Below are 24,237 nucleotides of genomic sequence, written 5' to 3' on the forward strand. Positions count from 1 at the left end.
GCGAGGGATCTTGAAAATATTGGTAGTTGAAGATGATCTGTCGATGCAGAAATCAATTTGCATGGGTTTGCGAAAATTCAGCTATGCAGTCGATGTGGCATCGGACGGCGAAAAAGCGTTGCGAATGGTTGAAATCCACGAATATGACGCGCTCGTGCTGGACTGGAATCTGCCTAGAATCGATGGGATCGATGTCCTGAGAGAGATCCGCAAGAATGACCAGGACATCAAGATTCTGATTCTGTCGGCACGTTCCGAGGTAGAGGACAAAATTTTTGGTCTGGATACCGGAGCGAACGATTATATGGCGAAACCCTTTCACTTCAAGGAGCTGGAGGCTAGACTGCGGGCGCTACTACGCCGGAGATTCACCCAGACGGATACGCGAATGTCGCATGGCGAACTGCTGATTGATACCGCGTTAAAGACTGCGTACGTTAAGGGCAACCTAATGGAATTGACGAAGAAAGAATACGGCATTCTGGAGTACCTGATGCTTAACAAGGATAAAGTCGTCAGTGCGGAAGAAATCACTGAGCACCTGTGGGACAGCAGCTTCGACGGGTTCTCGAACTCTCTCAAGGTTCATATCAATTCTCTCAAAAAGAAGTTGGCGGCGCTCTTGGGTGAACAGGAAGTGATCAAGAACCGAAGAGGGCTTGGCTATTACATAGCGGAGGTGCCGCTTGATGCATATTAATTCTCTTCCGCTGCGTGTGCGGCTAACTTTATTAATGGCGATGATACTCTCAATCGCATGCTTCTCGCTCATGGCCGCTTTAATCTATACAGCTCGCGTCGTTTATGTCGCCCCGCAGCTTGTTCCTGAAGTCAGTACCTCAGAAGAAATGGGGAGAGAGCCCCTTCCAGTGTCCATACCGTCCGTGCCTCCAATACCGTCTCCACCTCCCATACCCTCCGTGCCGCCAGTCTTGATTGAGCAGCAGATTAACTTCGCCTCTACTGGCTTCCTGTGCGTAATCTTGATCATCGCTGGCGGAAGCGTCCTTGCCTACAGGGTAGCAGGAGGGGCGCTAAAGCCTGTCACAGACTTAAGCAAGGAGATCGAAGAGATCGACGAAAATAATCTGTACAGGCAAGTTCAGGTTCCCCCGTCCAAGGACGAGGTCGCGAGGTTGTCCATATCGTTTAATCGAATGACACGGAAATTAGAAAAATCATTCATGGCTCATAAGCACTTTACAGCCAATGCTGCTCATGAACTCAAAACACCGATCGCCGCTATGCTCGCTAGGATTGAGGTGGTACAGCTGGGTGGCCCGCCATCACTTGAAGAATATAAGGAAGCACTGCAGGATACGCAGTGCAATGCGGAGCGACTTAACACCCTGGTTCACGACCTGCTCCGAATGAATGCGGACTTGAATGTGACCGCTTGTGTGACATTCTCAGCGAAGGAGCTGTTCCAGTCGATCTTAAGTGAGCTTGCTGCGGAGATTCAAAGCAAGCATATCGATGTAGAAGTCCACCTAGAGGATATACCAGTCTATGGAGAGAGGAATCTGTTGCACCGGGTATTCTCCAACATTTTTCATAACGCCATCAAGTATAATAAGCCGAATGGGAGCATTCAAATCACTGGCACACGCCATCCGGATACAACGCGGATTACCATCGCCGATACGGGTATTGGGATCCCTAAGGATCAAATGGACAAAATCTTTGAGCCTTTCTACTGTGTGGACAAGTCGCGTTCCAGAGAGCTGGGGGGCAACGGACTGGGGCTGTCCATTACCAAGGCGGTCATCGACAAGCATAGTGGCTCCATACAAGTCCAGAGCGAAATGGGTATGGGCACCACATTCGAGGTTCAACTGCCTAACGCCTACACCGTTCATTGAAGCGGTGTCTACCGTACTTGCGTCGGGCCGTTTCTTGCCGCAATTAACCTAGAATTAACCTTTCCTCCCGTATAGTCATGGTATATCCATGTATTGGGGGAGACGAAATATGCGAAGAATCATTTCAATAGTTCTGATAATGATTGTACTTGCGACGGGGATTGGATTGGAGGTGCAACTTTTGCGGCCGCCGACGCCACCATCCGAATCCGATGTGAATTATCCGGCATATGAGCGGATGATGGCCAACCTAAAGGCGATGACCGTCGCGGCGCATCCATCCGGCTCGAAGGAGCTGGAGTCGGTACGAGCTTATCTGTTAGAGCAAATACGAGCAATGGGCTTGGAACCGAAGGTCGAGAAAGTAACTTACACGGTCACAGACGTGATGGCAGATATGTTTGAGCGTAATGGCGTACCGGATTTTGAGAATTTGCCGCCGCTTGCTAACGGACTTTCTCATAAAGATAACTTCCAGAATGGCATTCGCACACGGGCCCATTTTGACGAGAATGATAAATTGATTCTGCAAAATATCTTGGTGAAGCTGGACGCCCCCGCAACAGATCGTGGCATCCTGATTTCGGCCCATTACGACACCAAACCGACGACCCCTGGTGCGGCAGACGACATGGTCTCTGTTACCGCCATTCTGGAAGCCATGCGTGAGCAGGCGATGAACTCGAATTTGCAATCGGACCTTTATTTTCTGTTCACGGATGGTGAGGAATTAGGGACACTGGGAGCGAAGGAATTTGTTCGATCGCACCCGGAGCTTCTCGGTAGTATCGATCTGGTCATCAACTTCGAAGCGCGCGGCAATCGCGGCCGGCTGTTGATGTTCGAGACTTCTGACGACAATCTGGATGCGGTGCGCTACTTTCAATCTGCAAGCTCGCATCCGCTAGCTTTTTCGTTTACGAAAGGGTTGTACCGCCGAATGCCCAATGGGACGGATTTGACCCGTTATTTGAAGGCAGGCTACTCTGGCCTAAATTTCGCGGCAGTTGAGGGGGGCGAGAGTTACCACGAAAAATCGGACAACTTTGAAAATTTGGAACGCGCTACGGCATACCATTTTCTGATGACCACCTTGGAAATGGCTGATCATGCCGCACAGGTTCCATTTAAAGATGGAAGAAAACAGGACAGCCTTTACTTTTCCTTATTGCCCGGCTATTTAGTGATCATGAACAAAGCCGTTTCTTATGTCCTGTCGGCCGCGGCCGCCGGGTTTGCCCTATGGTATTTGATCTTTCAGATTCGAACGGGCAGCTTACGGCTCCGCATAATGATTGCCGAATTGGGCCGGCTGCTCGGATGGATGGCCGGAGCGGCGGTATTGAGCTGGGGAATCGTATCGGGGGTAACACGATTGCTGCATCTGTCCGAGTCGACGAATAATGATACCGTGTTCTTGAGTATCTTTTTCGTTGTGGGTGCGTGCGCTCTCGCTGTGTCAATCATTCGGGATAGCAAGCTGTCGCTGCACGAATCGCTTGCCGGTCTTCTGCCCCTTCTCTTGCTGCTGATTGTAGGTAGCGCCGTTCTGTTCCAAGATATTAGCTATTTGTTCTCACTTGCCACCATAGGGATTCTAGTTGTTACCCTACTGGATCGGTACCGAATCGGAAGATGGATTTCATCAGTTGTGGTCGGCACAGTAATAGTTTGTCTGTATGCACCTGTATGTTGGTTAATCTATGTACTGTTCATGCTGCCTTTTACCCCGGTGGTGGTTGCGATAAGCGTCATTCCGATTTCGATCGCTTCCGCTTTGTTGGCGACAGTATCGAAAGAGCCCTCCTCGTAACGAAACTGTCCCGGAGTACAGCAGCCAAATACAAACTGATATTACTTACGGGAAACCATGGAATGCATGATTTTTATTAAATTCTAAGGACATAACCGCATCCGATGGGAATGAACCCGCAATAACTTGGGCATTGCTATACGATCGGGAGAAAGTGAAGATTACGGGTAACGATAGCTTAATGTCAACAATTGTTGATCAATATTGTAATAAAACCAGCGCTACTGTTGGTGTGTGGTTTCAGGGCATTGCTTCGTCTTTTGATACCGGAACGAAAGGAGCCTGTGATCCGACTCCTCCAAAATATTATTATGTGGCTTTACCCGCAACATCACTTTGTAGTCAAGGCGTGGCTGTTTATAACCCAAACTCTGAAGTTACTTTAGCTACTTCTGTTTGGAATGTCGGTCCTTGGGTTCCCTTGTGGAACATGTCTAGAGGACAGGTATTGGAATACAGGAACCGACCGTTTGAGGCAAGCAAAGGCAAATCAAGAAGTAGTCTTTGTGTTACAAATTGCGGGTCAACTATTAAGCTGATGAATGATCTCGGTGGTTCTGGAACAATATCTAACGCAATCTAGGAATTCCAATAATAAGGCTATCAACCCATTATATACTTCGAGTTGACTCGGACCTTTTCATCGAGATACTTCTTCCAACACGTATTGTCCCTAGATGGATCGTTTGCCTGTTCCGTAAAATACACTACCATTTTGGGGTTCTCAAACTGGAAGTAGTCCCTTCCCCTCTGATTGCCGAACAGCGCAACCATCGCATAGTTGTAGCTCGAACTAATCGCAATGCCTGTCTTCTGCATGGGGATTCTCTTATGGACTTCTTCTATTGTATATGCTGCCTCGGTGTCGGCACCCTCTGCCTCAAGCGATTGCAGGAGGAGCACGAACAGCAGATCGGCGTTGGAGCGTAGCGAGATTTTTCCCAAGTCGAAAACGTTTGACGTGAACGAGCTCCAGTCGTGCTTTTTGGACAATGCAGGGGCCACTTTGGACCGGGTCACCGGGATGGTCTTCACCTTATGCTTTCCGAACATCATTAGGAACTTGTCCAGTTCACGCTTCTTCCCTTTCGCCTCCTTGACCGCGGGAAGCAGCGACTGAAGGAACATAGAAAAGTCGGTAATATCGTCTAAGCTTACGGGCTTCCTCTTCCAAACCCAATCGGACCTTACTGTAGACATAAGGTAATTCATCGCCCGGAAATTGTGCTGATCCATGATTTCTACCTTATCGGGATTTAGCAAGTGGCATAGGAATGCTATGGTGATGAATGATTGGTGCCCCGCTAGCCGATCCTCCCAGAAGGCAAAAATGTCGTCGAGTCCCGATCTACTCGACTCGGCAAACTCCGGCCAATATTTTTGCAGCTTGGCGATGATGACTTTATGGGCCGGGACGTAGTTCACCTTTCCCCAATGCCCGTACTTCCACTCCAATGCTTGCCTTACGTCGTCTTGACCAACCTTTTTGGGATCGGCAAACGTCTGCCTCCACCCTATATACGGCTCCTCGGGGTATTTTTCTGATTCGTATTTCGACGTGTACTCGTCATAGTGTCCGGATATGGTTTTTGCGATAGATTCGATTTCCTTTTTTGTTAGCGCAGACATATGCCGCTCCTCCAATTCTCTTTGATTTCAGTTTCGCATAAGCCTATTTCGTTGTCATCTACGGCTCATCAAATGGCAATTGTTATTCTCTGCCCTGCAAGCACTCGCCTCATCCGCAATGCAAAAGACCCTTCTGCATGGGTCGCAGAAGGGTCAGCGGCTAAAAAATGTTGTACCGTATTTTCATCGAAGTTCATCTCAATCTTATCGACAGTTCGTGTATCCTTGATCGTGATTTGCTTGATAACCAGATGCATCAGCATCTTTCGCTGCTCGAACGGAGACGAGGCCAGGAGCTTATCGAATTTCTCCAGCAAAGCGCGAACTACTTCGTAGGGAACCGGCTCGGAATTGTCATCCTGCAGCTCGAGGGCTAGTTCGGGCCTTTTGGCATGCAACCGGTCAAGTTCCGCGTTGATGTCATCAAGCCTTTTCGAGAACAGTTCCTTGTCCAATTGATCGATCTCGTACAGTTCGAAGTATCGCTGCCGCTTCTCTTCCAGTTGGGCAATCCTCGCCGTAATGGATTCGAGTTCTTGCTGGAGCGGCTTGATACGCTTCGCTTTTCGTTCGTTGATGTTATTCACGACCGCTTTCAGGATTTGAGGCTGTGCCAGCACTTCCTTGACCCGCTCTACCACGTACTGCTCGGCTTCCTGCTTGCGGATGCTGTTGGCGCTGCACACCTTGCTGCCCTTGTTGCGGAAATTGCTGCAGGAATAGTATAACCGGGTAATCTTGCTCCCATCTTTCTGGCGGTTCTGGATGCGGTTCGCCACCATCGGCGCTCCGCATTTCGGACAACGGATGAGCCAGGTCAGCAGAAACTCCCCGTCGAAGCGCTTTAGGGATACGACAGCCTTCTTCTGTCGAAGGTATTGGACTTTGTTCCAAAGCTCCTCCTCAATAATCGGAGGATGAAGGCCTTTCTCAATAATAGGTTTAGGATTCCGCCCCTTCCGGCGCTTTTCGCTCCACTGCTCGAAGCGATTGTAGCGGACTTTTCCGATATAGAACGGGTTATCGAGTATCTCTTTGACCCCGCAGATTGAGAAGGCTTTACCGGGTTTGGTCACGTATCCTTCATGGTTAAGCTGATTGGCGATCGACTTGAATCCCTGCCCCGCCGCGAACCGTTCGAAGATTTTCGTGATGATGACGGCCTCTTCGGGCACAACCTCTACTTGGGAGTCCCTTTTGCGTCCCCGTTCCCCTGGTACCTCAACGGTTTTATATCCCAGCGGTACTTTGCCGTTATGCCTGCCAGTCTTGGCCCGCTTGCTGAGGCCCATCTTCACGTTATCTACGATCGTGTTGCGTTCGAGCTCACCAACAGCTCCCATCATTTGAAGGGCGAATTTGCCCATCGCGGAACCAGTATCAAGCCGTTCGGAAAACGATGTAAACGCCACGTTGTGCCTGCTCAGCAAATTCGTGATTCCGAGCAGATCATAAGTGTTCCGGGCGAGGCGATTTATTTTCCAAACCAGCACTTCATCAAAAAGCCCCATTTGGGCGTCTTTAAGCATTTGCTGAAGTTCGAATCGCTTCTCCGTACTTTTACCGCTGACGCCGCGATCCACGTACTCCCTATATATTTCTTTGCCGAATAGTTTGCAGTACTCCCGAAGCGTATCGAGTTGAGCGTCAATAGAGTACCCATGCAAAGCCTGTTCAGCCGTACTAACGCGGACATAGATGGCAACCCGGGGCAAGGGGATTGGCGACTTATGCATTATTCCCATCGCCCCACTTGTTAATCAATACCGTAGCTTCTGCTCTCGTCGGATCAAACTCCCGTATTGCAGCCATCATTTGTAAAGCGAAAAGACCCATCGGACTAGTCGTGTCCAAGCGTTCCGCAATGGTATAGAGCGCTATTTTATGCTTCCCGAGAAAGCTTGCCACTTCAAGCAAATCAATTGATTTTCTGGAAATTCGACTAAGGTCGTAAACCTTCACTTCGTCAAATTTTCCTTCCTTTGCTTCCCGCAGGAGCCGATTCAAAGAATGAAGCTGCCCCCAGTCGGTACCGCTGACGCCCTCGTCGATGTAAATCTCGACGATCTCTTTGCCTTCTTGCTGGCATTGTGCTTTCAGATTTATCATTTGAATTTCTGTGGAATTGGCATTCGGAACGGTTTCAGCTTGATTCGAACGAATGTAAAGAGCGACGCGATGCTTATTTACGCAAGCTTGTTGTTGGTTTTCCATGTTTCTTCCCCCATATCAGGTAGTTGTAGGTGTTGTAAGGCGGTGCTGCAATGGATAACCGCATTTTGAATGTTACGATCAGGCGGTAAGGTAATTTTGTCGAACAGGCCGCGCAGCAGCCTTCTTTGCTGCTTAATCGGCGCTGTCTGGAGCAATTTCCTGAATTGTAGCAGCGCCGAGCGTATTCGTTCAGCATCAACGGATTCCGTAAGAGGGTCCGATAGCTTTTCCTCGATCTCTTTAAGTTCCGCCTGTAGTACGGCTTTCTGTTCTTTCAATTCATTCAAGCGCTCGACAAAGCTTTTCCGGTCGATATGGCCGTCCTCGAACAATTCAAAGCATCGCTGCTGCCGATGGTCGAACGATGCCATTTCTTTTTCCAGCCGCCTTCGTTCATCCTCAAGCGGTTTCCGATCGGTATTTCGCTTAGAGTTCACCGCCGCGACAACATGCTCTAGCAAACCGGTGTCGGTTACAAGTTTCCGGACATGCCGGAAAAACCAATTCTCCATATCGTCAGCTCTAACCGCGTTTTGCCTGCAAGCGATGAACCCTCTATTGTTGTAGCTCGAACATACATAATAATGATTCAGCCGGAAGGTTCCGTCCTTTCGGTATCCCTTGGAACGCCCCGTGACCATTCCGCTGCCGCATTGGGGACATTTAAGCAGACCCGTTAGCGGCATAGCCCGGTCGGGCGTTCGATCGGACGAACGTTTTCGCTCCCCAAACCGCGACTGAACCTTGTCCCAAAGTTCCTGCGGGATGATCGGCTCCTGCTCGCCTTCGACAAGCTGTACCTCAATGTCAGCGCCTGTTCGCTTGAGGCTTGTTCCGATACGGATTTTACCGATGTAGTTCGGATTGGCGAGGATTCCTCTGACCGCCGCGATACAGAACGTGAGCCCTTTCTTTGTCTTGAAGCCTTCCGCATTTAGGCGGTTCGTGATTGCTTTCAGCCCAAGTCCGCCTGCGTACATTTCGAAGATGGTTCGGACAAGTTGCGCTTCTTCCTTAACGATTTCCAGTTGCGGCTGTCCCTGTTTGGGGTTCTTGTGCCAGCGGTAGCCAAGCACCATGTTGCCGCTGTTCCATTTGCCTTGCTGGTTACGGTTCTGGACCGTTAGCTGGACATTTTCACAGATTTGAGCTCTCTCTAGTTCTGCGGCAGCGCCAAGCATCTGGACAAGGAAATTGCCCATCGCGGTATCCGTTTGTATGTCCTCCGTCAAGCTCTGAATACTGACGTTATGCTTATTGAAGACTTTCAGCATATGAAGCAGGTCTTTCAGGTTACGGGCCAGCCGGTTTAGCTTCCATACCATCACGATCTGGAATCGTCCTTGAGCGGCGTCGTGCAGCAGTTCCTGCAAGGCTGGTCTTCCCTCAATGGACTTAGCGGACCGCCCCGCGTCTACGTATTCTTTCAAGACGGTTATCCGGCGAAACCTGCAATATTCCCGCAAGGCGTCGAGCTGGGCGTCGATGCTGTAACCTTCGACCTGCTCTTCGGAGGATACCCGAATGTAGAGGGCCGCTGTGTCATTTGCCATCAGACTCCCCTCCTATGCGACAAGCTCGAAGTCCCATGTACCAAGCTTCTGCGCGGCAAGCTCTCGGTTCGCAATCTCTTCCGCTTCGGCCCACATGATTTCGTCAAGCCATGCCAAGCCGGCTTTACGTACGGCCTTCTTCTCTTCCAAAGCGAGGTAGTTGATAATCATATCCGAGAGCAGTTCGACCATTGCCGTTAAGCCGCCCTGCTCTTCCCATGTCTCCGGCATATTTCGTTCCCCCTTGATGCAAATTTGTATTGAACAAGGCCAATGGGCGTAGCTATTTCTTTTTGCTTCTAGCGATCTTTATTGCGATTTCTAACGCGACGATAATGAGCCTGATCATATTCGGGTTCACCTACAATGTCTCCCTCAATATTCCGAAGGAAGGAGCATCGTGACGTAATCACCGCTGTCGATGACCCAAACGGTCATATTTACCGGCTTACGAACGCTGGGCAATATCGTTTCCTTACAGCGTACCGGCTGTTCTTGACGGTGCATGACCTTTTGGACTTTCCGGCCATGAACCTCCCCGATGCTCAAATCGAATATTTGTAGGTAATCCATTTCCAAGCCGTTCCGAACTTGCTCGTCCACGAGAGCCCGTAAGGTTAGTTGCAGTTCAGGGCTGACGATTTTGTTGACGCCGCGTGATACATATCGCTTGGAGCCGAATGAACTGGACATTTACATCAGCCCCTGTTCTTTCATGCTAACGAATCGGGTGCCTTCGCCGAGGATGACGTGATCGATAAGTTCGATGCCAAGCAAACATCCGCTATCCCGAAGCCGTCCCGTTATTTCTACATCTTCCGGGCTAGGGTCAGGCTGGCCTGACGGATGATTGTGGCAGGCAATAATGGATGCCGAGTTTGCAAGGATAGCCAGCTTAAATGTCTCCCTGGGATGAACAATCGAAGCATTGAGTGACCCGCAGGAAACCTGATGAATCGCGGTGGGCTCGTTCTTCGTGTTCAGACAAAGGATGCAGAATGACTCACGATCGCAATCCCCAATGAATTGCTGGAACAAGTCCGCTGCATCTTGCGGCGAGCGAATGACGCGGTTCGGGTAAAGCAGCGACGTCTTCTCGCGTACCATCCGCAGGGATACAACCTCGATTCGTTTTGCCGCTTTACGGTCGCTCATTGTACGCCCTCCTCTACCGGATATCCGGCTTGTTCGGCAAGCCATCGCTCCACATCCGCGTCCATGCTGCCTTTTGCTACGTAAAACATGAGAAAACACTCGTTGTCGGGCATATAGCATATCCGGTACATCGAGTGATCGTCAGATAGCTCGACCAACTCCACGTATTCGGGATGGGACTCGGTCAGAATAGGCTTTGTTCCGAATAGGCTGACGATCGGTAAAACACAGTCTGCATCGTCGCGCTCCAGCACCACCATCTGGTAACTGTGTTCCTCCAACGAAAAATCGTCAGGCGGCGTACTATGGTTCAGTCCGGCTGCAAAGTCGAGGTATTGGGACATCAGGTAATGCAGCCCGAAGCGCGGCAGCTTACCGCTTTGATGCAACTTCATAATGTGATCGATTTTCGTAATAATTAGCAATCTGCTCATCTCCCTTGAAATTTTCTAGCATAAGCCGGAATTTCAAGGTCATAATATCTGTAAGAAAATGTAGTCAAAACGTTACATTCGCGCGAATCACCTTTGCTTCAGATGTTCACTCGAACGGTTTTAATCTATTGCGGTTCAGCTATAGGAAGCACCTCATCGACATAGCACCAAGTCTTTCCTGACGGCAGAGGTTTGTGGCAAATCCTAATAAAACATTCGCAATCTAATAGGTCAGAGGTATCCAACTGCTCGGGCAAGTAACCATAGAGCGAATTCAGAACCGCAGCAAAGCGGCTACTTGGATAATACGGGAGAAAGTATCTCTCCCGTATTGAGCGCACCCCTTGCCCGACAGCTACCTTATAGATGACGACCACTTGGTCGCACAGGTTGTTTTCTACTCTTACCGCCTTATCGACGTAGACTTGATCGATAAAAGCCTCGTAAATGCCTTCACGAATGAAGCTGCCATCATTCCAAGCAAGACGTAAGATGGACATTTTTTACTCCTCCTGTCGCTAGGGTTGGTCAACTTCAAAAATAGGTGATGCATCAGTTACCGGCAGGTTGTCCCTTCTAGCTCTCCTAGCTGCTGCTTCGGCTAGGGGAGGTCTGGGGCGTATGGCCCTCACGACAGCGTTATTATTTGGAGCTGCCGTAGACGGCTCGACTGGCAAAGTCGCGGTCGTTATCTGCTGGGGAGGCAAAACTTCCTTCACGCCATTCCACGGCGTTCCGTCCGATAGCGTCCTATGTTCAATGACAATCCGGCATTCCCGACCGATCAACATATCGGTATCCAGTTCGTCCGGTATATCTTCGTAGAAGACTCTCAGCAATCGAGACATATTGCTGTCAGGATGCGTTGATACATTGTATCTTTCGCTAACCGTTTGCGTTTTTCCGTTATAACTCACCGTAAATGTTACCTTCATCATCTTTTTGGGGCCGAACTTGGTTTCTATATCATTAAGGGTGGTAACGCCTCTTATTTGGGCGTGATATTCACCTTGAGACAATAGTTCTCTCGGTTCTCTTAGTCTAATGATTGCCATCGGAAACATCCCTTTCTTTGAAATAGTGTAGGGCTAAGTGAAGCGCAAGTGTGAATGCAAGTTGCCGCAACGCCTTGTGCCGCATGAAAAAGTGGGAAAGTGCAGAGCGAGGTCGAAAATTTCTTCTTCAATTTTTTCGGAATGAAATTGAGTTTTGTATAATTTTCGGTTTACTCCGCACTTTTCCACTTTTCCTTGTGCTGCCTGGGTTTGTTGAGCGAATGAACCCCACTTTGTTCACACTTGCTTTTCACTTTATGAAATTAGTGCCGACGATTTTGCTTGGTTCTAGCAGCCGTCCTTCCATTTCAGCCCCTTAAATCGGTAATTTCCGTTATACTGCTTCTCTTCGTTCGGCAGGTCCAAGCTTTCAAGAACCGATTTAAACATCGGCCATAGCTTCTGACCGGGCAATTTCATCAGTTCTTCCATACCGTTATTTGTGCACCAGACATGTAATGCTTTACGTAGTTCGCTACGAAATAGCCCTTCTTGGTCGGATCCTGAAACAATCGATGCCCTAACAAAGGCAAGCAGCGGATTTTGCTCTTGCTTATATCGACTGAGCAGTCTCTCCGCTTTTTCCGAAGTCGTAAAATTGAAGTCATTCTCCATCAGCCGATTTAAGCCTTTTAGGGCCCAGTTCAAGATACCCGGAAGCTCTCCCTTTAACTGGTCGATTAGCTCCTTATCTTGCTCCTCATCCCTAAACTGGCGGTCAAAAGGAATGAGCAGCAGTCTTCGGTACAATCCGTGGGAATGGTCGGTAGTTCGCGGAAGCGAATTCACGGCAAATAGAAACTTACAAGTCGGCGTGAAGCTGCACGGCTCTTGATACTTTCGCTCTACCACAACATCGTCACCGGCAACCAGTTGCTTGAATCTTTCACTATGAAGCCCGCGGTGCCCGATTTCATTTTCCGCCGCGATATTTACCGCTTTCCCTACCAGATTGGCAAGCCGGAACCGATCACCAAAATCGGAAAGGGTCAGGTTAGAGACATTCTGTTCGCCTACCAGCAGCGTAATCAGCCGAGTCAGAATACCCTTACCGTTGGACCCGCCTCCGACCAGAAAGAACGCCTTTTGAATCCGGGTCTCCGGCGAGAGTATGTAGCCGACAACTTCTTGCAGGAGTTCGGCTAATTCGCCGTCTCCCAGCGTAACCTCGGAGATGTATTGAAGGAATCGTGATGGTTCTGCTTCGGGGTCATACTCCAAGTCCAATTGCACGGTAGAGTAATATTCCGACGAATGCGGCATTAATTCGCTCGTCAGTATATTCAGCATCCCGTTCTTCACGTTGATTAAGAGCTTATTCGGGTTCATTCGCTCTACTTGGGGCGTTTCCAACCGGAGCACCCGCATATATTCATTGCTAAAGCTGCTGTGATACAGGTTATCCTGCGCTTCATGAATGATTTCGCGAGTAATCCTGAGAAGATCATCATTGCTGATCTCCTGATATTTCCCCAAACGACGATGATAAATGTAGTAGATTCCTTTGCAATATTTAAGGCGTATCCTGTACAGGACATAAGCAACGAAGATATTGGAATTTAGGCGGAGCTTGCCGTGCTCATCGTAATAAAAGCCGCGTTTTTCTAGCCGCTGGCTTAGGCTACCGCCTTCCAAAACCTCTTCATTGACGGGAATACTGTAGTTATCAAGCAAACTACTGGCGCTTGGGTTCATAACTATGTTGTTCACCCCCTTTCAATAGCGTGATGGGGCAGTTATCACATTTTTTTCTACAAGTAGCGTCAAACAGTTTGACGCTACTTGCAGCCAGTTTTTACGCAAATTATCTGTAATTTTAGTACCGCGCATCAACAACGGTAATTTCTTGAGGGGAGCTTTTAGGAGATAACCTGTGAAAATCAAGCGTCTCCATAGGATTAATCCGAACGCTGACGCCAAACGTACGGATGAATTGCTTTTCGCGTTCAGTCAATTCACCCGGACTATCCGAAAATACTCCCGTATTGAATTGCCCTTTCGCAAAGTCGAATGTCCCAACATACTTCACAAAGTTATCAATCAGCGTCCAATACTGCTCTACGTCTTTAAGCAATAGTGGAAACGGGGGGTACCATTCAGCACTTACATGCAGGTCAAACTGATTAAAGACAAAGACCCGGTCAGGAGGGCAGCTAGTTTTGCTCAAAGCTTGAATTAAGCCTTGTATTGCCTTTTCTTTATCAGGGTGTTGATACAACTTCATACCTTGATAGTTGTCAAATTCAGCGTTAAGTCTGTAAATCGGCGATTTCCCATCGCATAAATACTGGATATTATGGAAATCTGATAAACTCAGCTTCAATTGCTCTTGCGATTTCAAGACATTCAACATTGTAAACATGGTTAATGCACGCTCCTATAAGTTTAGTATGATTTGGTCGGAATACACGGCTCTGACGCTACTTGAGGTTCAACAAATGAATTCATTGACTGAGAAAATGACCTTATAATCGGTCAGTCCGATCGAAGCCATCCTCTTGTCAATTTCCGGACCAAATTGCTCACGGGCAACAGAGATAATATCCCATATGCTGTAAACACACGGCCCTTCTCCGTGAATGCCTTGAATGGTAAACCGTAGTTCATCATTGACCTCAAAACAATCAAACATATCAAAAGTACTTTGAACGGCTTGACAGATAGATCCCTTTTTCTCCACTGAATATCCGGCAACATTGATGGCGAGTCCGAAGAAAGGCATGAACAGTTCTGTATTCCCGTCCATCTCGTCCATATAATCAATTGTGAAAGCATATCTCTCGTTCGCCATCTTATCACTAATCTCGCGAGCTGCTCCTTTGATTCCTTCCTCGCGGATTAGGACGTACAATGGCTTGCAAATTTCATACTCTTCACGTTGTTCGTTAGACTTGCCATTGTCGTGAGCAAGCGATATCTCGAATCTCCTACCGTCGATACAGTAGCCTTCAACTTTGTCGGTCAGTTCAGCAATCAGACATGCCTTTTCATCCCGCTGGGTCTTCAAGAGTTCCATTTCAGCGAGATAGTCGATTACCTGCTTTTCCGAATCAATGAAATGAGGAGCAAGAAACTTTCTCTCTCGAACTTTTTCGCGTTGAAAGTCCTTAAGAAAGCAGCAGCCTATGGCTTGGACATTGCCCGCCTCGATTTGCTTCCTTAAGAAGGCTTCCTCATAAAGATTTTGGATCTCTCGGGCCTGAATGATGATTTCTGTAGTTAGCATTTTGGGTTCCTCCTTGTAGTTGGTGGTTTGTTTACTCAGTTTTCAAAGAGCAATTAACTTACAAGTCAAATACTATACCTTCTTGCGAAGTGCTCGTAGAAGGGGAAAAAATCTATTTTTTTACCCTCCCATGCCCCTCTGAAAGCAAAAAAACAGCATCCAAGCGACGCTGTCTTTAAAATAATATCTATTTAATTTTGCTCTTGCTTTTCAAGTCGTTAAGCAAACGTTCTGTCTGTTTTAATTCTTCACTTGAAGGCTTATTTAATTCCGTGGCAATGGGCATTCCATTAATGATCTGATTGGCTTCCCAAATTAGCTGCTCAACAGGTTCCAGGAGCTTACTGTCCAGCTCTGAACATGCGTCCAGTTCACTTAACGAACTATATCGTAAATCGCTAACAATTTCGGTAACCTTCCTGAAATGATGATTGGCAGTGATCAGAATCTGTTTATAATAACTCAGCAATCCGATCTTATCCGGGTCGTTAAGCATGCTTTCGGTTACAATCGGAATTAGTTCCTGTATCGATCCGATTATTTCATTTACCGCTTCATTTCTTACTTGCTGAACCGCTTCGTTAACCTTATACCTCGTTAGCACCTGCATTCGGGCCAATTGGTCATACCGATCTTTTCCGAACAATCGTTCGTCTAAGATTAAATCGACTATTTTAATAAAAGCCTCTACCTCTTTGTAGTCAACTTCGCTATAAGCCTTTTTTCGAATCTTCTTCATTGCAGGCGAGGTGTAGCTTTTTAGCAACTTTATTACCTGATCTTTATGTTCAGCCGGTATGGCAAATGCTTGGTTTTCGGGCTTAAGTACATCAACGTTAACACCTAAGCAGCTCAGCATTTCCTTAAACCGCTTTTTTTGCTCTATGTAAAAATGATGTTTTGGATCGAAGGCTGTTTCTGTTTGATCCTTTTTCTGCTTAGCATTTTCTTTATCATTTTTAGAACTAAAGTACTCGTTACAGATTTCATACAGCGAAACCGTAGGAATTTCATTTTGCTGCATTTTTATAATTCCTCCGGTTAAGCCAAGTATCGTTAATATTACTCAATTCAACTACGGACGTATAATCGTAGATCCCTTCAAGGATACACATATTTATTGCAACCCCCTACACATTTTATACGCTTTTGCCTATATGAGCTCATTTTATCGTGATTCGTTCATTAAAACAAAAATTTACAGCATCTTTGACCGTATATACATTTCCTATATGGGAAAGGAAAATCCCTAAATCTCAGCGACTTAGGGAATTTTAGAGTTAGTTCAAATATTCTTCCTAACCAGTTTCAATTTTATCTTCGGCAGTATGTCTCCTTGTTCGTTGATTAGCTGGATGTCAGAATCGATGTCATAGTTTCTGAACAATGCGACTACAAAAACGACCGCTAACGCGATGATGGCGGTAACGATGACCGTTTCTGAAACACCGACAGCGGCTAATGTAGCGGCAGTAGCGTTTTGTGGAACCTTTTCCAATTGGGCCAGTTTGTCCTTAACCCTATAGGCTTGGCTCACGTTTTCAGCCAGTTCCCCGACGACGATAATGGTCCCATATCGTTTGTCGACGGCATCCTGCAGTTCTGCTTTGGTACTTACTGTGATTTGCCGCTCAGCGAAGGTGCGATCATCCCGGAAGCGCTTGTTATCCTGTTTCCCTGCTCGTTTTACCGCCGCCTCGGCTTTTTTCATGTCTACTTTGTTGCGAAGCATATCGAAAAAAAGTAAGCCCATTGACTGCTCCCCCATTCTACTGCTGCTGATTGAAACCCCATGTCCGCTATTGCGAACATGGGACATTCTATTTATTTCTACTTCGCGGCGGCATTGAGCATGTTTCCGATCTTTGTACTCCCGTTCTTATACGCTATGTTTAAAAGCGTCAGGCCATTTGTTCTCGGATTAGGGTTAGCCCCCGCATCAAGGAGAGTCTGTACGATCTGCACATAAGCGTCGTCGTCATTTTTAGCGCTGCTTACCGCATAGAAAAGCGGCGTATTGCCCAAGTCATCGGTTTGATTAACGTCTGCACCTTTGGTAATCAGGTCTTTGACAGCTTCGGTGTTCTTGTCGAAGATTGCACTCTTTAGGCCGGTCTTTACGTCATAGACCTTTTCCTTTAGCTTCTGCTCTTCTTCGGCCTTCCGCTGTGCTTCCTTAGCGCTCGCCTCGTCCAAGTATTTGTCCAGTGCGGCAAATAGGTTTCCCGCCGCGAACACGGTTGTCTGCGCATTAAACTCGTTGCCCTGCTTATTGACAAACCTTGCTGCTGATGCGCCTACCGGAACGCCCCTCATTTCGATGGTGTCCCCTTTTCCATAGTTAGTTGAACCTACGTAGAATACCTGAAAATACAGTCCGCCGCTCTCATTTTCCCCGAAAGCGATCGTCACGACTTGTCCGTTGTCCAGGTTTACTTCTTTGACGTCGAAAAGACGAATCCGATTGAGCTCCGTGATGGTCGAGCTGTATTTTACCGGATTTTTGGAAAGTTCGCTGCTGCCGATTTTTTGCGCTTTGCTTTCCAACGAAAACTTGCCTCTGTTCTCCGAGAAGAAAGCATCTGCGTTGCTTGCAAGTACGTTGTATGTAGCATCGCTCATTTTCAAGCCGGTATCGGTGTTAGCGGCAATTACTTCTTTCAAAACATCGGCGTAGCCCTTATATGTCCCGCTATCTGCTTTCGAGAGCTGGGACTTATCGGTTGAGATCAGAACAGAGCGCGTATCTCCGTCCCATTCGATTTTCTCGCCCAGTGCTTCGCCAACGAAACGCAGCGGCACCATCGTACTTCCGTTGACGATTTCCGGAGCGACATCCAAATCGGCTTCAGTCTGCCCAATCCAAGCGCCTTTCCAGCCAATCTGCAAACGAATGCTCTTACCTTCTTTTGTAGCGTCTATAATTTGCTTGTTTCCATCCCATTCAACGGCTGCTCCAAGAGCCTCGAAGATCGCTCTCATTGGCACAAGCGTAGAACCATCCTTGATAATCGGTGGCTGTTCGAATGTTTGCTGCTTTCCTTTCAGGTATACATTGATTGCATCATCCGCAAATGCAGTTCCGACCTGTCCGAGTAATAGGGCGGCAGTGGCAATAGGTGCAAGTATTCGCTTTTTCATTTTCAATTTGATTACCTCGCTTATGTTTTGATAGTGGGATGAACCGCCAAGCACAATCGTATTTAATAATACAACAATGTGTCATATTTTGTATTATTAAATAATATTTTATCATCTAATTCGTATTCTTGGTAGTTGGTTACTAACATTCACTCTCTCTTACGCTTATCATGAGGTGATTTCCCATGGTTCATAAAGCGAAGAGTGATCAAAAAGCTGCGGAAGCGTTTGTAAAAATAGTAGGAGATAAAATCCGGGTACTTCGTACGGAGAAAGGATTATCACAAGAGAAACTGGGAGAATTGGCCGAGCTGAATTCGAACTACATCGGCCAGATTGAGCGCGGCGAAAAAAGCCTTTCCGTTTTTACTCTGAAGAAGATCGCCGATGGACTGTCCATGTCATTAGAGGAATTATTTCGGTTAATCGACCCTGCCGATCAAACAGATGCATTGGGGGAAATAATAGGATTGCTATCGAGGAGGCCGGTGCAGGAGCACGCTAAGGCTTTGAAGGTTGTAAAAGCGGTACTGGAATGGAACGATAGCGTTAAGTAAATTGAGATGGCTTATGGTCCATATGACGGGCCGTAAGCTTTTTGTTTGCCTGGACAATAAGCAGCTCTCGTTCGAGTTTAACTTGGACTTCGTGCATAGCACTCAATATATCGCGGACAGTTTGAACATGAACAGGACCGTCTTTGTCGTAAAGCGTCTGCAATACCGCGTCGATCGTCTCTTTGCATGTTTCAATTCGGTTGATTAAATTATCTTCTTCCTCAACAAGCTCTTGATAATTCTCAAGTGGATTTGTCATCGATCCTCACCTCCTTTCCGGCAGCTTTGCTTTGACAACTTTTACGGTCATTTTGCTTGAAGCAAGCCCAGCAAACTATTCTTTAGGATTACGAGTCTCTGAGCCGCAATCGTCTGTGTCAGCTGACGTGGCTTTACCTCTTAGAGCTGCTTCTTGGGCTTCTGGAGATACAAAAATAGGAGAAGCTAATTCCGATACCCAACCAAGAGCAAGTTCATTCGGGCTACCTTCCCTGAGTGGAGGTCCGTCTGCCCATTCATCCTCTTTAGTAAATCGGATGTCTGTTTCCGTCATGCATACAAACAGGTCGGTGCCATCGAAATAAGGATTTACACTCGCACCTTCTTGAAGGGTCAGGGCTATACGGACCTTTAATGTAGTTGCAAGGTCACATTCGTCATGTAATTGCTCTGCCGCGGAAACGGCTAACAAGTGAATCGTATCGTCCGGGTTAAATTCTTGTTTGAGAAAATCCAGTATCCGTTGATGCCGCGTGTGATTCATCGTCATTCTCCTGTTCATTTTGGGTTTGTAATGATGCAAAACAAAGAAAGCAACCTCCGTCCAAGTTGGATAGAGGTTACTTTTGGGTGAAGTCGTGGTCTCCTTTCAAATTTAGCTGATTACCTTCGTATCAGGATTATTATATATGCTTATTTTTGGTAGCAGTTCGTCTTTTCATAAAGCTTCTTCCATACTAAAATGTTACTATTGTTACTATTAACCAATATTGGAAGGTGCACCATGTCGATTAAACTGGCGATAGCTCTGGAAGATAATAAAATATTCCGGCATATAAGCGAACGATTAGACCGTTCAAAATCATATACCTGTCCCTTCTGCCTAGCTCCTGTTCAAAGTAAAAAAGGACAGGAACGTCAGCATCATTTTGCTCATTTGCCAGGGACAAGTTGCTCAGCAAATGAGGAAACTCTCCTGCACTTTAATGCAAAACACTATCTCGCATACTGTATTAAAAACAAATTTGATATTGCGATCCATGTCCCTGTGGAAATCTTGCCCCCTAAACTAAAAGGCACTTTGCTTAGTCTTGGAATAAGGGAATATCCTTTGTCGCTTCTCTCTCTAACTTCATTTTACAAAAGTCGTGGAGCAATAGTTGAAAAAGCTATTGGACCATATATAGCTGACGTATTTATGCTGTTATACGATATTGATATACAGAGCGGTATTTCAGAGGAGGGTTTCGTTTTCGAGATTGTTGTAACTCACGAAATGGAGCAAGAAAAACAGCATTGGCTAATTGATAATAACATCAACTTCCTTGAATTAGCTCCACGGGCATTTGACGACAATACCTTTTCGTTTCGAGCTTTACGGTTGCATTTCCCGGATTACTTTTCCAATCTCCAAACTAATTTGATAAATACAACTGCCGAAACTTTCCATCAAGAGCTAACAGAGGTTATAAAAGAAAATATACGTTTAGAAACAGATCAAAAAATTGAACAATCTCTAAAGCTCAAAGCTTGGGATTGGGTGGTTGACCGTATTCTCTATAGAGATGACTTACGTACATGGGTACCTGATGAAATTCAACGTGAAATGAAAAGTATAACGGTTAAACCTTTCTGGGACCAGGAAATTAGAAAAGTTACGATGTTCGGGGCGACTTATAAGAAAGTCCGGGAGCATAGAATGGTATTTGCATTAGATGAATCTGATCGAGAGTTCCTCATTTTGAATGAAAAGATCCTCCTTGCAGAACTATTGAAAGTCTTATCTGTTGCATATCCTGCAGAAATGATTATTGGCAAGTCATTACAAGGGAAAGAAGGGGTTATCGGATTCAGTTTTCACAATGTTATTGATCCGATTAATTACGAAAAGGAATGGAAGAATAGTCTCAAAAAAGTATTTGATTCCGTCAGAAACCGATTAGAACTGGGATCAGAAGATAAAAATGGACAAAATTATTAAGTTAGCCCTACTATAAGGAATCTGATTATAGAAGACTATCACTGACAAAGTAATCTCTTCAAAAACCGATAATGGAGTTGTTTATAATGTTAATTATAGGGTTAAATCAATTACTAAGAAATTTTGGTATTAATCTTACACAATACGAATTTAACCAATATATCCCGAAACTTCGAGATTACTTCTTTCCTTTTTTGCTTCAGGAAAAGAAGCATGTTACTGATGCAGGAACTTTATTTAAGTTTGAACTAACTAGAAGTGATATTGTTAAGAGCACTGAGTATTATATACTGAAAAATGAAAAGGTAAAAAGCAAAAGTGCAATTGATGATTTTCTAACTGCTTTGAATTGTTTTTTTGAAGAGGAAATTTATGAAAAATATCCAAACCAAAATTTGATGAATATACGACCTTTTAATAAGTTGAGTTCAGAGATTGAGAACCGGCTGAACACCCGAATTATTGAGTCAAGGTGGCTTAACAGGCATCTTACTTAGAAATGCTCAAAATTGCTTAAACTTTTATTATTTTAGGGCACATTTGTCCTGCCGCAATCGCTTTACGGAACTGCTCAGGAGCAAGATCGTTCAGACTTCCGTGCATACGGCGCTTATTATAAAACTCAATATAAACTGTAACGGTACTGTAAGCTTCCTGGTAGTTCGCAAACTCATGCCTCTGTAGACACTCTGATTCGAGTACGCTATGGAAAGATTCAATGTGAGCGTTCTTATTCGGCGTTCTAGGAGGAATACGCTCATGGATCGTTTCGTGCTTCAGACAACCTTCTTCAAAGACATGGCTAATAAACTGCGGTCCGTTATCTGTCCGAACGATAGGACGTTCTTGCGTTTGAAACAACTGCCGTTTCCACAGGCTTCGCTGTATAAGAGCTGCTGCGTGTTTTCCTTCGCAGGAGAGTCCGAAGTGAAAATCGATGATCTCTCGGTCACATACATCCAGCACGCAGAGTAGGAAAAAGAACCGATGTTCTCCCGCGATGTAGCCGTACTTCACGTCCATTTCCCAGAGTTGATTCGATGCCGTAATCTCTCGATTGTTTGCCAGCTTACGCGGGAATGCGCTACGTTTGCGGCGCTGCGGCTGCAGAAGATTCATATCCTTCAACAGACGATAGACCTTCTTTTTGTTAATGACTAGCCCGTACTCACGTCGTAAATAGACCGTGAGCTTACGATAACCATATACATCGGTTTCATCGCCGCTTATGAGCTCACACAACCACTCGCAGATCTGCTCATCACTGACGATTTTCTTATCCACCGTTTGTGAGAAGCCCGGTACAGGGCGTCCTCCGTGCTTCTCACTTCTAGCATACGGAGCGTTCTTTTTGCGGTAGTAGTAAATCTGCTCGCTAACACCGACGATCTGTAAAATGCGATTAGCCGCATGCCCCAGCCTAATCCACTTGTCGGCTATTTCAATTTTGTCCGATAAGCTGGGTTCTGCTTTTTTAGCAAGTCACGTAATACAGCGATCTCCAGATCTTTTTCGCCAAGCAATCCCTTCAGTTGTTTATTTTCTCCTTCGAGAGAACGAAACTCCTGTGGGGAAGGAACATACGTTTTAATGATCTTGGCTGACGCTTCGGACTGTTGCCAATCTGTATGCTCAGCTTCATTCATCCACCGATATAACATCTTTGGATTCATGTTATGTCTGCGTGCAACCTGTGAGGCATTACCGACTTCTTTCGCTTCCTGAATGATCTGTTGTTTGAACTCCAGTGTGAACCTTCTCCGTTGCATAAAAAATCCCCTCCATTGGTTCTATCTCTAGCTTACACTGTTACGTGGACTAGACTCAAATCCAATTTCGGGGCTAAAGAGGAACAATCTTACCCACATTAAAGAACTAAAAGAAAGAGAATCCAACCCCTCGATTACTGAAGATCACTTTAATCATATAGTTAGACTTTTAGCAGAGCGTTCTAAAGATACATTTGTATCTGTTCAAGTCAAGTTAATTGTAAAACTATTATTACTATATGGATTTAAATTCAATAGAATAATTGAACTTAGCCTTGATGCTTTTGATCCAGAGAAGAGAACTTTAGAAATCAGCTTCAAAAATGGACATAATAAACAGGTTTTTCTTGAGTTACCATACTCGTTATATAAAGATATGAAAACCCACTATGACATACGAACAAGTTACAAGTCCGGAAATAGTAATTTATTTATAACTAGAGCTGGCTCCCTAATCACTAACGCATTTATTAGTGATTTCCTAAATAAAGCAAGAACAAGCTACTTTTCTGGAAGCAAGCAAGATGAGTACTTAAAGAATCCGTTTACCCCGACGGGCCTGGCTAAATATGCTATAACAAATATGATTTTACAGGGCATGGATCAATCTACAATTGTTCATATTACAGGTGTAGAAAATGATATTTATCAGGATTGTAAAGACCAAATCTCTTACGAAGATTACAACCGAATGATTAACCATAATTTCAGAGGAATAAAAACATTTGACTTACTTTAGTTAAATGATTCGAACTTTTGAGGGCTCTATTAGTTCTAAACCAAGCTAATAGGACCCTTTCTTCTCCATCCCTCATCCTACCCTCTATAACCTCATTGAACGCCTCTACGCCCTCCCCTTTCGAAAAATTTAGCCGTCATTTATGGTAGGGTTCCCCCCGATTGATCTTCATCGCGCGGTACACCTGCTCGACCAGCACGAGGCGCATCAGCTGGTGCGGCAGGGTCATCCTGCCGAACGACAGCTTCAGCTCCGCGCGCGCCAAAACCGCGGGGGCTAGCCCTAGCGAGCCCCCGATCACAAACGCCACCTGGCTGCGCCCATAGGTGGCCAGCTCCTGCATCCGCTCCGCAAGCTCCTCGGATGACAGCGTCTTGCCGTCGATTGCCAGCGCGACGACATAAACTTCAGGACGCAGCGCGGCCAATATCCGCTCGCCCTCCCGCTCCCGCACCTGCCGCTCTTCGGCAGGCGACATCGTCTCCGGTGCCTTCTCGTCCGGCACCTCAACCATCTGCAGCTTGGCATAAGGGCCAAGCCGCTTCGTATACTCCGCAATGCCTTGCACCAGATAAGATTCCTTTAACTTCCCGACCGCAACAATTTGTACTTGCATCTGCTGCATACACCTCTATCTTCAGAAATAGTGCTTTTCTTACCGCTTCATAACAACAAAAAGGGAGGCCGCAGCCCCCCCCCCTTCTACACAACCAGAAACCGTCCCGGAGCGCTGCAGCGCTCGCAGCAATCCGGCGGCTCCCACGCGGAAAAACGCGTTTTTTCCAAATCGACAATATCCGGAGCCTCTTCATATTCATCAACAAATTCGTCAATGGCGATTTCTAGATGATCGATGCAAACAACATGCATAACCTAAACTCCCATCATGA

At 46.3% G+C, this 24,237-nt stretch carries 30 protein-coding genes; 8 read left to right on the plus strand and 22 right to left on the minus strand.

What is annotated here, in order from left to right:
• Positions 1-10: 10 nt before the first annotated feature.
• From EYB31_RS18250 to EYB31_RS18265, 4 genes are all read left to right on the plus strand, one after another.
• Entirely contained in the window at positions 11-700 is a 690-nt protein-coding gene (locus EYB31_RS18250; RefSeq protein WP_131014797.1) for a response regulator transcription factor, read from the plus strand.
• Positions 690-1,862 (plus strand): sensor histidine kinase, encoded by a 1,173-nt coding sequence (locus tag EYB31_RS18255; RefSeq protein WP_240762563.1) that lies wholly within the window; start codon positions 690-692, stop codon positions 1,860-1,862. Before EYB31_RS18250 ends, EYB31_RS18255 begins: the two co-directional genes overlap by 11 nt.
• 109 nt (positions 1,863-1,971) lie before the next feature.
• Complete coding sequence (locus tag EYB31_RS18260) at positions 1,972-3,675, plus strand: M28 family peptidase (protein WP_165452472.1); 1,704 nt, start codon at positions 1,972-1,974, stop codon at positions 3,673-3,675.
• A gap of 181 nt (positions 3,676-3,856) precedes the next feature.
• Positions 3,857-4,258, plus strand: a complete 402-nt coding sequence (locus tag EYB31_RS18265; RefSeq protein ID WP_131014800.1) for a hypothetical protein — start codon at positions 3,857-3,859, stop codon at positions 4,256-4,258.
• 20 nt (positions 4,259-4,278) lie between these two features.
• Here the strand turns inward: EYB31_RS18265 and EYB31_RS18270 are convergent, their stop codons facing one another.
• The 16 genes from EYB31_RS18270 to EYB31_RS18345 form a co-directional block, all read right to left on the minus strand.
• A complete protein-coding gene (locus EYB31_RS18270; RefSeq protein ID WP_131014801.1) occupies positions 4,279-5,304 on the minus strand; it encodes a hypothetical protein in 1,026 nt (341 codons plus the stop codon).
• 68 nt (positions 5,305-5,372) lie between these two features.
• Entirely contained in the window at positions 5,373-7,049 is a 1,677-nt protein-coding gene (locus tag EYB31_RS18275; RefSeq protein ID WP_131014802.1) for a recombinase family protein, read from the minus strand.
• Positions 7,033-7,518 (minus strand): recombinase family protein, encoded by a 486-nt coding sequence (locus EYB31_RS18280; RefSeq protein WP_131014803.1) that lies wholly within the window; start codon positions 7,516-7,518, stop codon positions 7,033-7,035. Before EYB31_RS18280 ends, EYB31_RS18275 begins: the two co-directional genes overlap by 17 nt.
• On the minus strand, positions 7,491-9,071 hold the full coding sequence (locus tag EYB31_RS18285; protein ID WP_131014804.1) for a recombinase family protein: 1,581 nt from the start codon (positions 9,069-9,071) through the stop codon (positions 7,491-7,493). The genes EYB31_RS18280 and EYB31_RS18285 overlap by 28 nt, the downstream gene beginning before the upstream one ends.
• 12 nt (positions 9,072-9,083) lie before the next feature.
• On the minus strand, positions 9,084-9,302 hold the full coding sequence (locus EYB31_RS18290; RefSeq protein ID WP_131014805.1) for a hypothetical protein: 219 nt from the start codon (positions 9,300-9,302) through the stop codon (positions 9,084-9,086).
• Positions 9,303-9,446: 144 nt separating this feature from the next.
• On the minus strand, positions 9,447-9,764 hold the full coding sequence (locus EYB31_RS18295; RefSeq protein ID WP_131014806.1) for a DUF960 family protein: 318 nt from the start codon (positions 9,762-9,764) through the stop codon (positions 9,447-9,449).
• Positions 9,765-10,226: a JAB domain-containing protein gene (locus EYB31_RS18300; protein WP_131014807.1), complete on the minus strand. Its 462-nt coding sequence runs from the start codon at positions 10,224-10,226 to the stop codon at positions 9,765-9,767.
• Complete coding sequence (locus tag EYB31_RS18305) at positions 10,223-10,660, minus strand: hypothetical protein (RefSeq protein ID WP_131014808.1); 438 nt, start codon at positions 10,658-10,660, stop codon at positions 10,223-10,225. Before EYB31_RS18305 ends, EYB31_RS18300 begins: the two co-directional genes overlap by 4 nt.
• 125 nt (positions 10,661-10,785) lie before the next feature.
• A complete protein-coding gene (locus EYB31_RS18310; RefSeq protein ID WP_131014809.1) occupies positions 10,786-11,160 on the minus strand; it encodes a hypothetical protein in 375 nt (124 codons plus the stop codon).
• Positions 11,161-11,178: 18 nt separating this feature from the next.
• Entirely contained in the window at positions 11,179-11,715 is a 537-nt protein-coding gene (locus tag EYB31_RS18315) for a hypothetical protein (RefSeq protein ID WP_131014810.1), read from the minus strand.
• A gap of 288 nt (positions 11,716-12,003) precedes the next feature.
• Entirely contained in the window at positions 12,004-13,410 is a 1,407-nt protein-coding gene (locus EYB31_RS18320) for a DNA primase family protein (protein WP_131014811.1), read from the minus strand.
• A gap of 121 nt (positions 13,411-13,531) precedes the next feature.
• Positions 13,532-14,077, minus strand: a complete 546-nt coding sequence (locus tag EYB31_RS18325) for a hypothetical protein (RefSeq protein WP_165452473.1) — start codon at positions 14,075-14,077, stop codon at positions 13,532-13,534.
• A 69-nt stretch (positions 14,078-14,146) separates the two neighbouring features.
• On the minus strand, positions 14,147-14,941 hold the full coding sequence (locus EYB31_RS18330) for a hypothetical protein (RefSeq protein ID WP_131014813.1): 795 nt from the start codon (positions 14,939-14,941) through the stop codon (positions 14,147-14,149).
• A 187-nt stretch (positions 14,942-15,128) separates the two neighbouring features.
• Complete coding sequence (locus EYB31_RS18335; protein WP_131014814.1) at positions 15,129-15,965, minus strand: hypothetical protein; 837 nt, start codon at positions 15,963-15,965, stop codon at positions 15,129-15,131.
• 261 nt (positions 15,966-16,226) lie between these two features.
• Positions 16,227-16,673 (minus strand): hypothetical protein, encoded by a 447-nt coding sequence (locus EYB31_RS18340; RefSeq protein WP_165452474.1) that lies wholly within the window; start codon positions 16,671-16,673, stop codon positions 16,227-16,229.
• A 98-nt stretch (positions 16,674-16,771) separates the two neighbouring features.
• The gene (locus tag EYB31_RS18345; RefSeq protein WP_240762565.1) at positions 16,772-18,082 is read right to left on the minus strand and encodes a stalk domain-containing protein; all 1,311 of its coding nucleotides are present in this window, start codon (positions 18,080-18,082) and stop codon (positions 16,772-16,774) included.
• Between the two features lie 185 nt (positions 18,083-18,267).
• Between EYB31_RS18345 and EYB31_RS18350 the strand changes: the two genes are divergently transcribed.
• Positions 18,268-18,639: a helix-turn-helix domain-containing protein gene (locus tag EYB31_RS18350; protein ID WP_131014817.1), complete on the plus strand. Its 372-nt coding sequence runs from the start codon at positions 18,268-18,270 to the stop codon at positions 18,637-18,639.
• Here EYB31_RS18350 and EYB31_RS18355 read toward each other — a convergent pair.
• Positions 18,632-18,898 carry a hypothetical protein gene (locus EYB31_RS18355; protein ID WP_131014818.1) on the minus strand — a complete coding sequence of 89 codons (267 nt, stop codon included), beginning with the start codon at positions 18,896-18,898 and terminating at the stop codon, positions 18,632-18,634. The two genes, EYB31_RS18350 and EYB31_RS18355, sit on opposite strands and share 8 nt — an antisense overlap.
• Before the next feature lie 75 nt (positions 18,899-18,973).
• Entirely contained in the window at positions 18,974-19,402 is a 429-nt protein-coding gene (locus tag EYB31_RS18360; protein ID WP_131014819.1) for a hypothetical protein, read from the minus strand.
• Between the two features lie 240 nt (positions 19,403-19,642).
• On the opposite strand from EYB31_RS18360, the gene EYB31_RS18365 reads away from it, so the two are divergent.
• Together EYB31_RS18365 and EYB31_RS18370 are read left to right on the plus strand one after the other, a co-directional pair.
• On the plus strand, positions 19,643-20,839 hold the full coding sequence (locus EYB31_RS18365; protein ID WP_165452475.1) for a competence protein CoiA family protein: 1,197 nt from the start codon (positions 19,643-19,645) through the stop codon (positions 20,837-20,839).
• Positions 20,840-20,925: 86 nt separating this feature from the next.
• Positions 20,926-21,336, plus strand: a complete 411-nt coding sequence (locus EYB31_RS18370; RefSeq protein WP_131014821.1) for a hypothetical protein — start codon at positions 20,926-20,928, stop codon at positions 21,334-21,336.
• Between the two features lie 16 nt (positions 21,337-21,352).
• Here the strand turns inward: EYB31_RS18370 and EYB31_RS18375 are convergent, their stop codons facing one another.
• Positions 21,353-22,285 (minus strand): IS3 family transposase, encoded by a 933-nt coding sequence (locus EYB31_RS18375; RefSeq protein ID WP_131014822.1) that lies wholly within the window; start codon positions 22,283-22,285, stop codon positions 21,353-21,355.
• Positions 22,276-22,608: a transposase gene (locus EYB31_RS18380; RefSeq protein WP_131014823.1), complete on the minus strand. Its 333-nt coding sequence runs from the start codon at positions 22,606-22,608 to the stop codon at positions 22,276-22,278. The genes EYB31_RS18375 and EYB31_RS18380 overlap by 10 nt, the downstream gene beginning before the upstream one ends.
• A 157-nt stretch (positions 22,609-22,765) precedes the next feature.
• Between EYB31_RS18380 and EYB31_RS18385 the strand changes: the two genes are divergently transcribed.
• Positions 22,766-23,347: a tyrosine-type recombinase/integrase gene (locus tag EYB31_RS18385; protein ID WP_276322061.1), complete on the plus strand. Its 582-nt coding sequence runs from the start codon at positions 22,766-22,768 to the stop codon at positions 23,345-23,347.
• Between the two features lie 136 nt (positions 23,348-23,483).
• Here EYB31_RS18385 and rlmH read toward each other — a convergent pair whose 3' ends face one another.
• Together rlmH and EYB31_RS18395 are read right to left on the minus strand one after the other, a co-directional pair.
• Positions 23,484-23,963 (minus strand): 23S rRNA (pseudouridine(1915)-N(3))-methyltransferase RlmH, encoded by a 480-nt coding sequence (gene rlmH / locus EYB31_RS18390; RefSeq protein ID WP_131014825.1) that lies wholly within the window; start codon positions 23,961-23,963, stop codon positions 23,484-23,486.
• 86 nt (positions 23,964-24,049) lie between these two features.
• On the minus strand, positions 24,050-24,217 hold the full coding sequence (locus EYB31_RS18395) for a CxxH/CxxC protein (RefSeq protein ID WP_131014826.1): 168 nt from the start codon (positions 24,215-24,217) through the stop codon (positions 24,050-24,052).
• Between the last annotated feature and the right edge of the window lie 20 nt (positions 24,218-24,237).

This window comes from Paenibacillus thalictri, assembly GCF_004307995.1.
Classification (GTDB): Bacteria; Bacillota; Bacilli; order Paenibacillales; family NBRC-103111; genus Paenibacillus_AF; species Paenibacillus_AF thalictri.